13 protein-coding genes are annotated in these 13,860 nt (G+C 71.7%); 5 read left to right on the plus strand and 8 right to left on the minus strand.

Annotated elements, in window-relative coordinates; genetic code table 11:
• Positions 1-126: 126 nt before the first annotated feature.
• Positions 127-1,506 carry a GH1 family beta-glucosidase gene (locus WME90_RS40255; protein WP_437277390.1) on the minus strand — a complete coding sequence of 460 codons (1,380 nt, stop codon included), beginning with the start codon at positions 1,504-1,506 and terminating at the stop codon, positions 127-129.
• A 47-nt stretch (positions 1,507-1,553) separates the two neighbouring features.
• Positions 1,554-1,757 carry a CopZ family metallochaperone gene (locus WME90_RS40260; RefSeq protein WP_437277391.1) on the minus strand — a complete coding sequence of 68 codons (204 nt, stop codon included), beginning with the start codon at positions 1,755-1,757 and terminating at the stop codon, positions 1,554-1,556.
• Positions 1,758-1,954: 197 nt separating this feature from the next.
• Between WME90_RS40260 and WME90_RS40265 the strand changes: the two genes are divergently transcribed.
• Positions 1,955-2,734, plus strand: coding sequence for a helix-turn-helix domain-containing protein (locus WME90_RS40265; RefSeq protein ID WP_437277392.1), 780 nt, complete (start codon positions 1,955-1,957; stop codon positions 2,732-2,734).
• Positions 2,735-2,749: 15 nt separating this feature from the next.
• Positions 2,750-3,178 carry a membrane spanning transport protein gene (locus WME90_RS40270; protein ID WP_437277393.1) on the plus strand — a complete coding sequence of 143 codons (429 nt, stop codon included), beginning with the start codon at positions 2,750-2,752 and terminating at the stop codon, positions 3,176-3,178.
• Between the two features lie 363 nt (positions 3,179-3,541).
• On the opposite strand, the gene WME90_RS40275 is transcribed toward WME90_RS40270, so the two are convergent.
• Positions 3,542-4,768 (minus strand): ROK family protein, encoded by a 1,227-nt coding sequence (locus WME90_RS40275; RefSeq protein ID WP_437277394.1) that lies wholly within the window; start codon positions 4,766-4,768, stop codon positions 3,542-3,544.
• An 883-nt stretch (positions 4,769-5,651) separates the two neighbouring features.
• On the opposite strand from WME90_RS40275, the gene WME90_RS40280 reads away from it, so the two are divergent.
• A complete protein-coding gene (locus WME90_RS40280; RefSeq protein ID WP_437277395.1) occupies positions 5,652-6,644 on the plus strand; it encodes a Kazal-type serine protease inhibitor family protein in 993 nt (330 codons plus the stop codon).
• Positions 6,645-6,707: 63 nt separating this feature from the next.
• Here WME90_RS40280 and WME90_RS40285 read toward each other — a convergent pair whose 3' ends face one another.
• Entirely contained in the window at positions 6,708-7,454 is a 747-nt protein-coding gene (locus tag WME90_RS40285) for a hypothetical protein (protein ID WP_437277396.1), read from the minus strand.
• A 358-nt stretch (positions 7,455-7,812) separates the two neighbouring features.
• Here WME90_RS40285 and WME90_RS40290 point away from each other — a divergent pair, with 358 nt between their 5' ends.
• Together WME90_RS40290 and WME90_RS40295 are read left to right on the plus strand one after the other, a co-directional pair.
• Positions 7,813-8,157: a hypothetical protein gene (locus WME90_RS40290; RefSeq protein WP_437277397.1), complete on the plus strand. Its 345-nt coding sequence runs from the start codon at positions 7,813-7,815 to the stop codon at positions 8,155-8,157.
• Entirely contained in the window at positions 8,154-8,726 is a 573-nt protein-coding gene (locus tag WME90_RS40295; RefSeq protein WP_437277398.1) for a hypothetical protein, read from the plus strand. Before WME90_RS40290 ends, WME90_RS40295 begins: the two co-directional genes overlap by 4 nt.
• A 33-nt stretch (positions 8,727-8,759) precedes the next feature.
• Here WME90_RS40295 and WME90_RS40300 read toward each other — a convergent pair whose 3' ends face one another.
• The 4 genes from WME90_RS40300 to WME90_RS40315 all read right to left on the minus strand — a co-directional run bounded on the left by WME90_RS40300 (position 8,760) and on the right by WME90_RS40315 (position 13,769).
• A complete protein-coding gene (locus WME90_RS40300) occupies positions 8,760-9,677 on the minus strand; it encodes a metallophosphoesterase (RefSeq protein ID WP_437277399.1) in 918 nt (305 codons plus the stop codon).
• Between the two features lie 339 nt (positions 9,678-10,016).
• Positions 10,017-11,120 carry an alpha-hydroxy acid oxidase gene (locus WME90_RS40305; RefSeq protein ID WP_437277400.1) on the minus strand — a complete coding sequence of 368 codons (1,104 nt, stop codon included), beginning with the start codon at positions 11,118-11,120 and terminating at the stop codon, positions 10,017-10,019.
• 210 nt (positions 11,121-11,330) lie between these two features.
• Positions 11,331-12,359: an expansin EXLX1 family cellulose-binding protein gene (locus WME90_RS40310; protein ID WP_437277401.1), complete on the minus strand. Its 1,029-nt coding sequence runs from the start codon at positions 12,357-12,359 to the stop codon at positions 11,331-11,333.
• Positions 12,360-12,416: 57 nt separating this feature from the next.
• Positions 12,417-13,769 carry a hypothetical protein gene (locus tag WME90_RS40315; RefSeq protein WP_437277402.1) on the minus strand — a complete coding sequence of 451 codons (1,353 nt, stop codon included), beginning with the start codon at positions 13,767-13,769 and terminating at the stop codon, positions 12,417-12,419.
• Positions 13,770-13,860: the final 91 nt, after the last annotated feature.

Genomic DNA, 13,860 nt, shown 5'->3' on the forward strand with positions numbered 1-13,860 from the left:
CCGTTCGGCCGGGGTGGGTGACGTCCTATCGAGGTGCAGCGCGGAGCGCTGCACCGCTCACCCCGCATGGGTGTTCACAAACCGCGTTCAAGGCCCGACCGAACGAGCTTTGTGAACACCGATCGCTCACCCCCCGAGCGTCGCGCCGTTCGAGGCGATGACGTCTCGATACCAGTGCGCCGAGTCCTTGAGCACACGCTTGCCCGTCGGGTAGTCGACGAAGACGAGGCCGAACCGGTGCTTGTAGCCGTGGGCCCACTCGAAATTGTCCAGGATCGACCAGTGGAAGTAGCCGTTCACGGCCGCGCCCTCGGCGATCGCCCGGCGCAGCTCGATCAGGTGGCGCGCCATGAAGTCGATGCGCTGGGGGTCGTGCACCTTCCCGTCGAGCGAGATCCAGTCGCGGGTGGACAGGCCGTTCTCGGTGATCACGATGGGCCGCTTGTACCGCTCGTAGAAGAACCTGGGCCCCCAGTAGAGGCACTCGGGGGTGACCGACCACTCGAACGCGGTGATCGGGTGCCCCACCGGGTGGGGCACGACCTCGGCCGCGCCGTTCGCCCCGGCGCGCACCGGGACTCCCCAGTAGACGTTCACGCCGCAGAAATCGACCGGCTGCGCGATGATCTCCATGTCGCCGCTCCGGACCTCCGGCAGCTCCTTCGCGAACAGGCGGAGCCCATCCTCGGGGTACCTGCCGAAGAACACGGGATCCATCCACCACGTGTTGGTCCACGTGGTGCGAGCGTTCACCGACCACGTGGCCGCGCGCGCCGCCTCCAGATCCTCCGGTGACGAGGTCGCGGGGTATTTGACCTGCGCGACGGGCGCATAATAGACGTTGCACCGCCCGGGGCTCGCGGCGCGGATGGCCTGCACCGACTTGCCGTGTGCGAGCAAGACGTGGTGGCAGACCCGGAGCACCTCGGCGAAGCGCAGTTTGTCCCCGGGCGCGTGACGCCCCTCGTAGTGGCCGGCGCCGGCGAACACCTGCGGCTCGTTGAGCGTCATCCAGTCCTTCACCCGGTCGCCGAGCTTCCTGACCACGACGCTCGTGTACTCGGCGAACCAGTCGGCGCTGTCGCGGTTCAGCCACCCGCCCTTGTGGTAGAGCGCGAGAGGGAAATCCCAGTGGAACAGCGTGGCATGGGGCTCGACGCCCGCCTCGAGCAGCGCGTCCACGAGGCGATCGTAGAACGAAAGCCCGCGCTCGTTGACGGCGCCCGTGCCCTCCGGGAGCACGCGCGGCCACGAGATGCTGAGTCGATAGGCGCGCAGGCCGATGTCGCGCATGATGCCGACGTCCTCCTGGTATCGGTGGTAGTGGTCGCACGCCACGTCACCGGTCTGGCCGTTCCACACAGCGTCCGGCTTCCTGCAGAACATGTCCCACACGGACGGCCCCTTGCCGTCCTCGTGCGCGGCGCCCTCGATCTGGTACGACGCCGCGGCGGCGCCCCACAGGAACCCTTCCGGAAAGCCCTTCTCGCTCTGCTGTCGCGTCATGGTGGCCGCCACCATACCAAAGGCGGCCGAGCTCCGGCACCGCGGCGTCAGCCGGCGTCGCGCGCCTCGTAGCCCTCCTCGCGCACGGCCGCGAGGAGCGCCTCCACCGTCGCGCTCCCCTCGACGACCGCCTCTCCGCGCTCGAGGCTCACCTCGTTCACCCGCGTCACCCCAGGGACCTTCGCGAGCGCCTTCGAGACCGCCTGGACGCAGTGGCCGCAGGTCATTCCTTCGATAGCGATTCTGCGCATCTCCCCCTTATGCCCGCTCGAATCAGCAGCGTCAACGAGGGCACGCCGGCCGCGCCTGCGCAGGTCGCCGTCGCTCCGTCGCTGGAGGAGTCGCCAGGAACCACCCAGGAGATGGCCTCTCTGGCCTCTCGCGCGCGCGGCGGGTCTCCGCGGCTGCGCGCTTGCGCCGCCCGCGCCCGGGTGGTTCGCTCTCTCGCGTGACGGCTCGCGAGCACACGGCGCTTGTCGGCCACGGCGGCGTGCACATCGTCGAGGGCGCCGGGGCGACGCGCCGCCATGCGCTCCACCTGGTCAAGCTGGTGGTGCCGGTCGACGGCCCTCTCGAGATCGACGCCGAGGGCGGGCGGCCGCTCGGGGTGCGCGCGCCCGTGCTCACCGGCGCCGGGGTCGCGCACTCGATCGGCTCGCCCGGCGCGACGGTCGCGATCTTCCTTCCGCCCGACGGGCTCGGCGCCGGCGCGCAGGCGGCCGCCCGCGGGCGGGTGCTCGCCCTCGAGGGGGCGCAGGCCGAGCGGGTGCGCGCGGCGGCGCTCGACGTGCTCCGTGGCCGGCTCGATCACGCGGCGGCGCACGAGCTCATGAGGGCGTGCGCCCGCGCGTTCGCGCCGGGCGGCCCGCGCGTCGATCCCCGCGTGCTGCGCGCCATGCGCCGCCTGGCAGAGCAGGCGCCGGCGCGCCCTGCGCTGGGCCCGCTCGCCGCCGCAGAGGGCCTCTCTCGCTCGCGGCTCTCCCACCTGTTTCAGGGCGCCTTCGGCCACCCGCTGCGCGATTATGTGACCTTCCTGCGGGTGATGACGGCCGTCCGCGCGCTCGAGGACGGCACCACGCCCGCCCGGGCGGCGCTCGAAGGCGGCTTCCACGACCAGGCCCACCTGGCGCGCGCCGTCGCCGCCACGCTGGGCCGCACGCCGGGCTCGGTCGCTCGCAGCCACTTCGTACAAGCCACGGCCACACCCAGGGCCATGCTGGTCCCCTGAGACAAAGGAGGATCCATGCCCCCCCGCGCTGTCGGCGCAGCCCGCGTCGCCCTCGGCCTCATCGTCCTGCTCGGCGGCATCAACGGGTTCGTGCGCATCGTGCCGGTCCCCGAGCCGCTCCACCCGTTCGTCCAGCTGCTCGTCGACAGCGGCTACATCTATGCTGTCAAGGTCGTCGAGATCGCCGCCGCGGTCCTGCTCCTGCAGGGCCGCCGCCGCCCCCTCGCGCTCGCGCTGTTATGGCCGGTCGTGGTGAACATCGCGCTGTTTCACCTGCTGCTCGACCCCCGCGCCGGCATCAACGCGGTCGTCCTGCTCGGCCTGCTCGGCGTCCTCACCTGGAACGACCGTCACGCGTTTGCGCCCCTCTTCGCCGAGGGGCGCTCCGGATCGCCCGCCCCTGCGGGGGACGCGGCTCGCGGAGAGCACACCTCGCCCGCGTAGCGCCGCTCGATCCGAGGAGACGCGTAGCGCCGCTCGATCCGAGGAGAAACGGAATCACGCCGCAAAGGCACGATGGGCCACAGGGAGAGGGAATGTTCCGTCTCTCCTTCTCTCTCCTCCCTCTGGTTTCTCTGGTCCTGCTGGCGCCTGTGTCTGCTGGGTTCGAGCTCCTCTCGATGGAGCACAGGCGGCCGGAGAGAGCATTGCCGATCACCCCGGCCCATCGTGTCCTGGACGAACTTGGCACCGGTGAGCTCTGGCGACCCTCGGGCCGTGGGTGGACATCGGGCCGTCCGCCCCTGACCCGCGCTTCGAAAAATCTCTTGACGAAGCCCTGCGGGCCCGTGCGCCGGCGCCGCTGACCTACGGCGCGGTGTCCTGGAGCACGCCGTCGGGTTTGAGGCGGAGCGAGCGCACCGCGCCCTCGCGCGCGAGCAGGAGGGCGCCGAGCACGCCGGCCTCGCTGCCGAGCGGAGAGGCGACGACCGGCACGTCCGCACCGCGGACCGCGTGGCGCGGCAGCGCCTCGCGCACGCCGGCGATGAGGATGTCGGGCGCGGCGAGCAGCTCGCCGCCGAGCACGACGAGCTGGGGGTTGAGCAGGTTGAGCAGGACCGCGATGCCGCGCGCGAGCTGCGCGCCCGCCTCGTGGAAGATCGCGCGGGCGCTCTCGTCGCCGGCGAGCGCCGCGCTCGCGACGGCGTTGACGGCGTGCGGCCGGGCGAGCGCGGCGAGCTCGGGCGAGCGCGCCGACGCCAGCTCGGCGGCGCGCCGGAGCGCCATGACCGAGGCGAACGTCTCCAGACATCCGCGGCGCCCGCAGCCGCAGGGCGGGCCGTCGTCCGCGACGCGGCAGTGGCCGATCTCACCGCTGTAGCCCTGCATCCCGAAGAACAGGCGCCCATCGACGACGAGGCCCGCGCCGACGCCGAGCCCGACATACAGCCACACATACGACGCTTGCCCCCGCGCCGCGCCGAGCTCCCCCTCGGCCACCGCCGCCGCCTGAGGCAGGTTGTACACAGACACCTGCATGCGGAGGGCGCGGCTGAGCTCCGCGCGCACAGGGAACCGCTCCCAGCCCAGGTTGGGCGCGAGCACGCAGACGCCGCTCGGCCGCTCGATGAGCCCAGGCAAGACGGCGCAGGCGCCGCGCAGCCGCTTCCGCGGCACCCCGCTCAGCTGCAGCACCTTCGGCAAGAGCTCGACCACGTCACGGACGCTCCGCTGCGGATCGCGAAGGACCGTGGGCTGCTCCAGGCGCGCCCGCAGCCGCCCGCGCGCGTCGGCCACGGCAACGGCCGTCTGCTCGACGCCGATCTCGATGCCGAGGAACGCCGCGCTGTCGTCGTTGAACTCGAGGAGCCGCGCGGGGCGCCCGCCGCGCGACTCGGACCCGACATCGCGGACGCTGCCGCTGTCGAGGAGCTCTTCGATGATGGCCGAGACCGTCGGCTTGGTCAGCCCGCTCAACCGCGCGAGGTTCGTGCGGGAGATCGGGCCGTGCTCTTGCACGAGGTCGAGGACGAGGGAGCGGTTCAGCTCCCGAGGGGTGCGGTTGTTCGCCGTCTTGTCGTTGGCACGGACCATTCGAGCAAACCAAGACTTAGCCGCCCTCACGCCGCAAAAGCAAGGGGGCTCGCCACCTAGCTGTCACGAAAGGCGTGGCGAGCGCTCGTGGTCTCCCGCGCCTCCTTACGCGCTTCCCGCTTCCCCCGTTCCCGCTTCCCCCCTTCCCGCTTCCCCGCGCTTCCCCGCTCCTCACGCGCTCCCCTGCGCTTCCCTGCACGTCTTCCCGCTTCCTCTCGCTCACCGCGCGCATCACTGCCCTCCCCCGGGGCGCGTGAGCGCGGCTTATGTCAGCATCACAATCGTCGCGGCCCCCGGAGCGCCACCTCCACAGCGCCCTCCAGCCCCCCGCGTAGCAAACTGCCCCGCTGCGGGGGATGGGCTCCTACAGCCCGCGCCCGCCTGTGGCGGAACGCCTCGTTCCCACGTGTGAGGTAGGAACACGGAGTGCGCGCGGCGTTCTCGCCGTCCGGCCCGCCCGGACCTGACGATCGCCGCGCTCCGCGCGCTCGCGACACCGCAACGTTCCGCGGCGGGCGGCCTCATCTCTTCTCGCGGGGAACACCGATTGCAAACAGCGACGAACAGTGGGTGACAGACCGCAACGGCTCATCGGCAATCGATGCTCAACGAACGACAAACGGTAAACGTGGGAAGCGAGCAGACATCGAGTCGATGAGCGCTGACGCCGTGGGGCGTGAGCGTGAAGAAGAGCGCTCGTCGAGGCGTTTTCGTCCGGACGTGCCGACGCCCTGTCACCCCAGGTCGAGCGAGGGCTCGGCGACATCGAGGACATGACGACATCGCAGGCGACGCGTTGTCCAGCTCGCGCGCGATTCGCATTGCCAAGGAGACGCCCGGCGCGCCGGCCGTCTCTTCACGAGGAGTTTTCACGATCATGAAGATGGCCGACGTTCTGAGTGCAGTGTTCGCTGTGACGCTCGCCGCCTGTACAGCGACATCCGATGAGTCCGACGTCGCGGAGGTCGCGGATCCGGAGGAGACGGGGGCAGCCGAGGGCGCGCTCAGGGTGAGCGACGTCACGCCTGTCCCGGCGTACTTCGATCACGAGAACCGCTTCACGGTGGGCCGCGAGGGCCCGGTCTACGCGCAGTTCACGAGCCATCCTGGCAAGACGATCTCGCTCTATCTGCAGTCGATCGCCGGAGGCAGGAACGCCGCCGTCGACTTCAGGCTCTATGAGGTGACGAGCGCCGGGATCCTGCAGCAGGTCCGGCAGGTCAGGGGCACTCGAGGGCGGGCCGCGGCGAGGTGGGCCAGCCGGGGCACCGGCTCGTACGTCGTGCAGCTCGCCTCGTCGCGGACCCTCGTCGAGCTGGAGCTACGGCTCTCGTGCGGCGGCGACGCCTGCTCGCCCCTAGCGCAGCCCGGCGACATGTGCGCGGGCATCGCTGGCATACGCTGCGCGGCGGGCCTGTACTGCGACTTCGCCCCCGAGGCGAGCTGCGGCGCCTACGACCGGAGCGGCACGTGCAGGGTCATGCCCGAGGCGTGCCGGCAGGACGACGATCCGGTGTGCGGCTGCGATGGCCGCACGTACAGCAACGCCTGCGTCGCGGCCACGGCCGGCATCTCGGTGAGGAGCTCGGGGGAGTGCGGCCCCACGGTCGTGGGGCTCGGCGAGAGCTGCGGCGGCTTCACCCTCGGCGGGCCGCGCGTGTGCGGCGAGGGACTCTACTGCAAGTACGCGCCTTCCGCGATCTGCGGGCGCGCGGACGCGTCCGGGAGCTGCGCGGAGAAGCCCGAGGTTTGCACGAAGGAGCTCGCGCCCGTGTGCGGCTGTGACGGCCAGACGTACGAGAACGCTTGCACGGCGGCCGCGAGCGGCACCTCCGTCGACGCGCGGGGCGCGTGCGAGGACAGGCCTATCGAGTGAGCGACGCCGCCGCGCCGCTCGCGGCTCCTGGAGGGCGAGGGGCGCAGGCGGCGCGGCGCGCGGTCACGGCTTCTTCTCGACGGATTGCACGTCGAGCTGGATGAACTGACCGTTGAACGGCGCGGGGGCGACGCCTTCCACGACCAGGTGCTTGAAGTTGGCGATGCTGATGTCATTGGGATCCTCCCCCTTGAAGGACACCTTGGCTCCGCCCCGGATCGGGATGGTCTTCATGTGGTCGATCTTGAACGTGTCGTGCCCCACGTTGGGGCTATCGTTGAGCCAGTAGACCTCGGCCGGATCGGAGACAGAGATGCTGTAGCGGTTGTACTCCCCGTGGTCGGGCATACCGCCCACGCGGAAGTGCATGCCGTCGGACGTGCCGCCCTTGTAGGTCTCCGGCTCGACGACGCCGCGGATCCGGACGGTCACCAGGTAGACCGTGTCGGGCGAGCCGCCGAACGTCTTTGTCGCGTCGACCTGCGCCGAACACGCACACTCGTCGCTGTTGCCCGGGTCCTTGTCGCACGGCATCTCCCAGCGGAAGCCGTCGATGCTGTCGGCCGCGGCGAGCAGGTTCTCTTCTTCGCCGCCGCCGCTGCCGCCGGCCCCGCCGTTGCCGCCAGCCCCGCCGCTGCCGCCGCTGCCGCCGGCCCCGCCGCTGCCGACGGAGGTCGCGCTGCTGGAGGCGCTCGTGCTCGCGGCCGTCGTGGCTCCCCCGCCCGAGCCCCCAGCGCCGGTCGTGCTGGCGCTGGTCTGGTCGTCCGCAGGCGGGTCGGCGTCGGAGCCGCAGGCAAGAAGGACCATCATCGCAGGAACAACGATCAGAGAGACTCTCATTTTACACCAGTCCGGCGAGAGCGCCGGCAGTTAAGGCTGGGGACGCGATACGTGGTTGCCCAGGTATCGCGCCTCGTTCGCGTGGCCAGTTCAGGTTCGTGAGCGGCCCGGTACCCTACCGGACGAAGCCAAAGGAGGATGTGCGCGACCCCAAATGTGAACGTTCACATGGCGGGCGTCAATTCCAATCGACCGACCCGCGGGGTTCCTCGAGCGTGCGCGGGGAGCGAGACCGAGGACACGGCGCTGCGCGCGCTGTACGCTGCCGTGCCGCCCTCAAGCGCCGCGCTCCGCCGCGCCGCCTTCACGCTTTGCAGCGAGGTTGCAAGTGAGGTCCTGGATCTCTGCCCGTCGAATCCTGTGCGTCATCCTGCTCACGCCGCTCGCCCTCGGGATGGGCATCGGCGAGCAGCAGTTCCTGTGCGAAAACGCGGCGGCGCACCTCGAGGAGTGCTGTCCGTCGTTCTCCGCGACTCCGGCGCTCTGTCAGAACGTCGGCTGTAACGGTGGTGAAGAGCTGTGGCTCACGGCCGACGAGAGCCGCTGCATCCAGGGCAGGGAGTGCGACGACCTCGTCGCGGGCGACGTCTGCGAGCGGGCCGCCACGCGCATGAGGCTCGCCGAAGCAGGAGCGGGGAGCGCCGACGTCGCGCGCCCGGAGGTGTGTCCGTGAGGCGGCGTATCCGCTCCTCGAGGCGGCGATGGGGCGTCGCCGCGGCGCTCTCCGCGCTCCTCGGCTCGGCCCTGGCCAGCGCTCAGCAGCCGCCGGCCCCCGGGGCCTCCCAACCCGAGGGCCCGGAGGGGTGGAAGCGCGGCTTCGGCGTCAAGCTCCACGCCGGCGGCTCGTGGCAAAGCTTCTATTCCGTCGCCATCTATGGAGCAAACTTCGGCGCCGCCGCCGGGGGCACGCTCGAGCACGTCGCGCTCTGGGGCGCGTTCGAGGGATTCATCGGCGTCACCGAGTTCGGCCTCCCCGCGCGCATGATCCGCCCGAGCTTCGAGATGGAGACCCACCTCGGCGATTTCCGGATGGGCGGGGGCGCTGGGCTGCTCCTGCTCGCGGTGAACCGCGCGACGTCGACGTCGTCCATGAGCTCCGCGGCCCTCGGGCTCAGCGCGCACGTGAGCTACGATCTCGCCACGGTCGATCAGCACGCGCTCTACCTCGCGGGCCGAATGAACGTCGATTTCGCCTCGGCGATCCTCTGGGGGCCCTCGGGATCGCTGGGCTTTCGCTACTAGCGCGCTGCCGGACGACCCCAGTGCGCCGCGGCGCTACGCCTCTCCGCCGCCGGCGCTCCCCTCGCCGTGCCGGTGCACCCGCGCCCGCCGCTCCCGGTTCCTCGCCACCTTCGCCGCGCGGCTCGCCATGAGCTCCGGCGTCGGCTTGCGTCCCCGGTGCGGCGCCTGCTCCGCGTGGTGCTCGTCGAACGACCCGGGCTCGCTGCCGAGCTCGAAGATCGCGACCTCCCGCTGGCCCCGCTCGCCGAGGCGCAGCGGCATCACCGCCGCGCCGATCCCCGCCCCGACGTAGACCGCCCCCTGGCCAGGCTCCCCCCGCTTGCGCGTGCCGTAGAGCCCGTGAATGTACCGGTGCCCCGCGATCTTGCCGATCGACAGCTCGTTCAGGCGCGCGACCGTCACCTGGCCCGCGTGCGTGTGGCCCGACAGCACCAGCGGGACGCCATGGCGCCAGAGCCCGTCCGCCTCCTCGGCGATGTGCGAGAGGCCCAGCGTCGGCAGGTCGCGCCGCATCCCCTTCACCGCCTTCTCGCGCGAGGCATGGCCGGTATACGCGTCATCGAGCCCCACCACCTGGAGCCGCTCATGGCCCAGCGTGATCACCGTGCTCGCGTTGCAGAGCACCGCGGCGCCGCCCCGCTCGAGCGCGCGCTTCACCGCGTCGGCGCCCGACCAGTGATCGTGATTCCCCAGCACGGCGATCACCGGCGCATCGAAGCCGCGCACCACCGTTTCCAGCTGATCCAGGTAGAGCTGGCTGTGACACACGAAATCGCCCGTGAGGACGACGAGATCGGGCCGCTGCAGGTTCGTCAGCGCGACGGCCGCGAGCTGGACCCGCGCCGGCGTCACGCGACCGACGTGCTGATCCGTCAGGTGGGCAATCCGGAGCGACGACACCTGATCGAGGTAGGCCGCCGGCCCCGCGAACCGCCGGAGCCGGATCCCCATGGTCGGGTCCGCTCCTCCCGCTCCGCCAGGCGCTGGCACACCCCCGGAGGCGCCGGCGCCTCGCGTGAAGAGCCCCCGCCACCGCTCCCTCGCAGGTACTGCTCTGCTCACGATGGGCGAGTGTACGGGTGAGGCTGAGTGGCCGCCACCTTTTCTTTCGTCGAAGACGCCTTGACTCCTCGATGACGCTCGGTTCAGCGGAGCGCGGCAATGGGTCGATCGCTCGGCGAGATCGGCGCGTGATCGTCGTGATCTCCGCCGCCGTCACCCTCCGCCGCGGTGCACGCGGGGACAGCGCCGATCTTGGAAAACTCCGGGCTCGTGCGACTCAGGCATCCATCACCGCGCCTGAGCTCGTCGGATCAGGTCGCGATCGATGGATGCCAGGGTGGGACAACCGGCGAGCGCCATGGCGATCGAGAGCTCATCGCGCAAGCCCGCGAGCACACGCGCGACGCCCTCGCCGCCGAGCGCGGCGAGTCCCCACAGGACTGGGCGTCCGACCAGCACCGCGCGGGCGCCGAGCGCGATCGCCTTCAGCACGTCGGTACCCCACCGGATACCGCCGTCCATCAGCACCGGGCACCTCCCGGCGATCGCGTCGGCGATCGCCGGGAGGGCCTCGATCGTCGCGGGGGCGCCGTCGAGCTGCCGCGCGCCGTGGTTGGAGACGATGACGCCGGCCGCGCCGGCGTCGAGCGCGCGGACCGCGTCGTCGGGCCTGACGATGCCCTTGAGCAGGATGGGGAGCCTCGTCAGCGAGGCGAGCCAGTGGACGTCGCGCCAGGTCAGCGAGGCGTCGTGTCGCGAGGCGACGTAGGATGCGAGCAGAGAGCCCCGCTCCGCGGCCGGCGCGGCCGCCGCGGCGTCGACGAGGTTCGCCATCACGAGCCCCTCGGGCAGCGCGAAGCCGTTGCGCACGTCCGCTATCCGGCGGCCGAGGACCGGTGTGTCGACGGTCAGCATCAGCGCCCGGTAGCCGGAGGACTCCGCCCGCTCGACGAGGGCGCGCGTGAGGCCGCGATCCTTGTGGACATAGAGCTGGAACCACTTCGGCCCTGATGACGCGTCCGCGACCGCCTCGAGGCTCGTCGTCGAGAGGGTGGAGAGCGTGAAGATGGTGCCGAGCTCGGAGGCCGCCCGCGACGAGGCGAGCTCGCCGTCGGGGTGGGCGAGGCGCTGATACGCGGTCGGCGCCACGAGGATGGGAAACGGCACCCTCGTGCCCAGCACCGTCGTGCTCATGTCCCGCTCGGCCACGTCGACGAGGACACGGTAATGGATCTCGAGGCGGCGAAAGGCGCGCCGGTTCTCGCGGAGCGTGCGGCCCTCGTCGGCGCCTGATCGGTAATAGTCATAGGCCATCTTCGACAGCCGATCGCGCGCTGCGCGCTCGAAGTCGTCGACGGTGAGCAGCGACGGGGCGGGGCGAGGGTCTTGCACGGCGTTCTCCTGGAAAGCCCGGCGGCGCGTCCGCCCGCAGGGGGCGGCCATCCTACCAGCAAGCCCCGCGAGCAGCCGGCACGCAAGCGCGCTCCGCCGCAGCCCGAGCGCGGTCGCGGCGCCCGTGGGAGCTCGGCCGCGCCGCGCGGAGAGGCCACCCCCAGGGCGAACGGGCGGCCGCCCTCGGGCGATAGAGCGTAGGCCTCGGGCTCAGTTGCAGGCGGGGAACTGCGCGCTCGCAGGTTGATTTCCAGCCTTGAGCTCCAGCTTCGCTTCCACGATGGATCCGTTGATGTCGGTCGCGCGGACGTGGTACGGCGCATTTCCCATGTTCCCGTCGCCGACGACGAAATAGTTGTACGGCTCCCGCGTGGCCGTCTTCCACGTGCCGTTGATCTCCACCTCCAGCTTCTCGATCGGGTGCGCGTGCCCCTCGACGAGGATCTGGTTCCAGTTCTTGTTGGTCGGCTCCTTGAGCCGGAAGGAGACTGCACCCGTCGTCGGGCACGGGATGTACCGCCACGAGATCTTCCCCGCCGCGCCGCCGTGGGTTGTCCCCAGATACCCCTCGCGCTCTTCGCCGATCTGGAGAAAGGCGTTCTTGCTGAGATCGATGTGGCCCGCCGTGCACTTCGGGTTCGTGCCGATCGGGCACTGGTCCACGACCATGGCTTGCACCTTCTTGCGCCCGTCGTCCCGGGAGACCTCGACGCACGCGCCGCACATCGCCGCAGCGTTGTAGTCGGCGGTGTTCATGGCGGCGAAGTACTGGCCTCCGCCGAACGGAACGTGCCCGACGACATCCGGGTTGCGCCCTACGATCGGATAGCTGCAGTTGACCTCGGTCGAGCCCATGTCGAGCGTGTAGAAGGTGACGGAGCCGTTCGCGTACTCGGCGGGATAGTCGCAGCTCACCTCCGGCTCGCCGCCCGCCGCCGCCGTCGTCGTCGTGGTCGCGCCGGTGGTCGTGTCGCCGGGCTCGCCGCTGCTCGCCGACGTGGTGCTTGTCGTCGTGGAGCCGCCCGGGCCAGCGCCCGCGCCCGTCGTGACGCCGCCCCCGCCCCCGTCCCCTGCGCCGGAGCCGGCGCTGACCGCGCCCGCGCCGCCCGGCCCGCCGGCGGCGGACGAGGCGCTCTCCGCGCTGCCAGCGTCACCGCCGTCGCTGCAGCCAGCGACGAAGAGCGCGATCAGCGACGCGAGCGGCCATGAAATGCCCTTGGGCATATAATCTAGCTTCATCTCGACTCCTTAAGATTTACGATAGGGATGAATTCGCGAATCCACGCGATTGGCTTATCACGGCCCCGCGGCGCGCTGCTCGATGAAGGTGCCGGCCGCCGTCGTGTACGCGATCCACAGCGAGCCGTCGCGATCGGCCTCGATCGCCACGTGCTTGAACGACTTGCCCTCCACCGCGACGCAGCGCGCGTGAAACCGCCCTTCGCCGTCGAGCTGCCCGAGCTCGAGCGCGTGGCGCGCCCCGGGCTCGCGCGAGACGGGCCGGACCCGCGCCACGTGGATCGGCGAGACGCCCTGCGTGGCCGCGATCGGCGCGGGGCTGAGCCCGTTCGGGTAGAGCGACCAGACCGCCGGCATGTCGTCGCGCGGCCCCTCGTCGACGCGGATCGCCGCCATGCCGAACGCCGAGATGTCCTTCGCCGCCGGCAGGAGCACGTACGCAGGCCCGCCGGCGCCGATGGCGAGCGCGCCGCCCATCCGCGATTCACCGGCATCTCCGACGAAGACGACCGCGTCAGGGCCGAGCTCGAGCTTGCCTTCCGCGGTGAGCGCCAGCGTGCGGGCGTGCACCGGCGTCAGCGCCGATCGCGCGTCGATGTACATCGCGAGCGCGCCTCCCTTCCAGGGCGACAGCGCGACGAAGGTCGCGCCGCTGCCCTCCTCGGAGAGCGGCACGGCGGCCCTGTCGTCGAGCACCGCGAAGGCCTGCGTCACGGCGCCCTCGCTCGTCTTCCGATCCGAGAGGAACGCGAGCAGCGTGTGCCCTCCGGGCAGCGCGATGGCGGAGATCCCCGAGCCGCGGCGCCCGGCGCCGATGGGCGGCCCCTCGCCTCCGCCGAGCGGGGTCCTCCGGATCGTGCCGCCGTGATCCATGCAGAACACGAACCGAGAGGCCACCGCGCACGCCGGCCACGAGGCGCGCGGTGGATCGTCGCTGCCAGCCCCGGCGTCGGGCGCCTCCTCCGCAGGCGGCGAGACAGGCGCGGTGAGCCCGCCGAACGACGGCGCGACGTGCTGCGCCACGCCGTCGCGGTTGAAGATCACCCGGAAGTCCGCGCGCTCCGCCTCGTCGGGAGACCAGAGCAGCGCCGGCCCCCGGAGCGTGAGCGCGAGCGGCCCTCGGCGCAGCTTGCAGCCCGCGCCCGGCGCGGCGGCGTCCGGCGTGGCGGCGTCGGGCGCGGCGGCGTCGAGCGCAGCAGCGTCCGCCGTCGCCGACGCTCCCGCGTCCACCGGCGCCTCGCTCACCGCCGGCGCCGCGCTCGCCGGGGCCGAGGTGGGCGCGACAGGGGACGCCGACGCGGCAGGGCCCGCATCCGGCGCCGGCCCGGCGCCCGGCGCGCCGGAGCTGCCACGGCAGGCCGCGAGCGCTGCCACGACGACCACGCACGCTCGGAGATGCGGCTGGCTCACCACCGCGGCCCGACTCCGAGCGGGGCCCGGATGTTCCCCGAACGCATGCGAGAGGTATCGGGCCGACGACGTGTAGCGTCAACCCGGGAAG

Source organism: Sorangium sp. So ce375, from assembly GCF_051473855.1.
Taxonomy (GTDB): Bacteria; Myxococcota_A; Polyangia; order Polyangiales; family Polyangiaceae; genus Sorangium.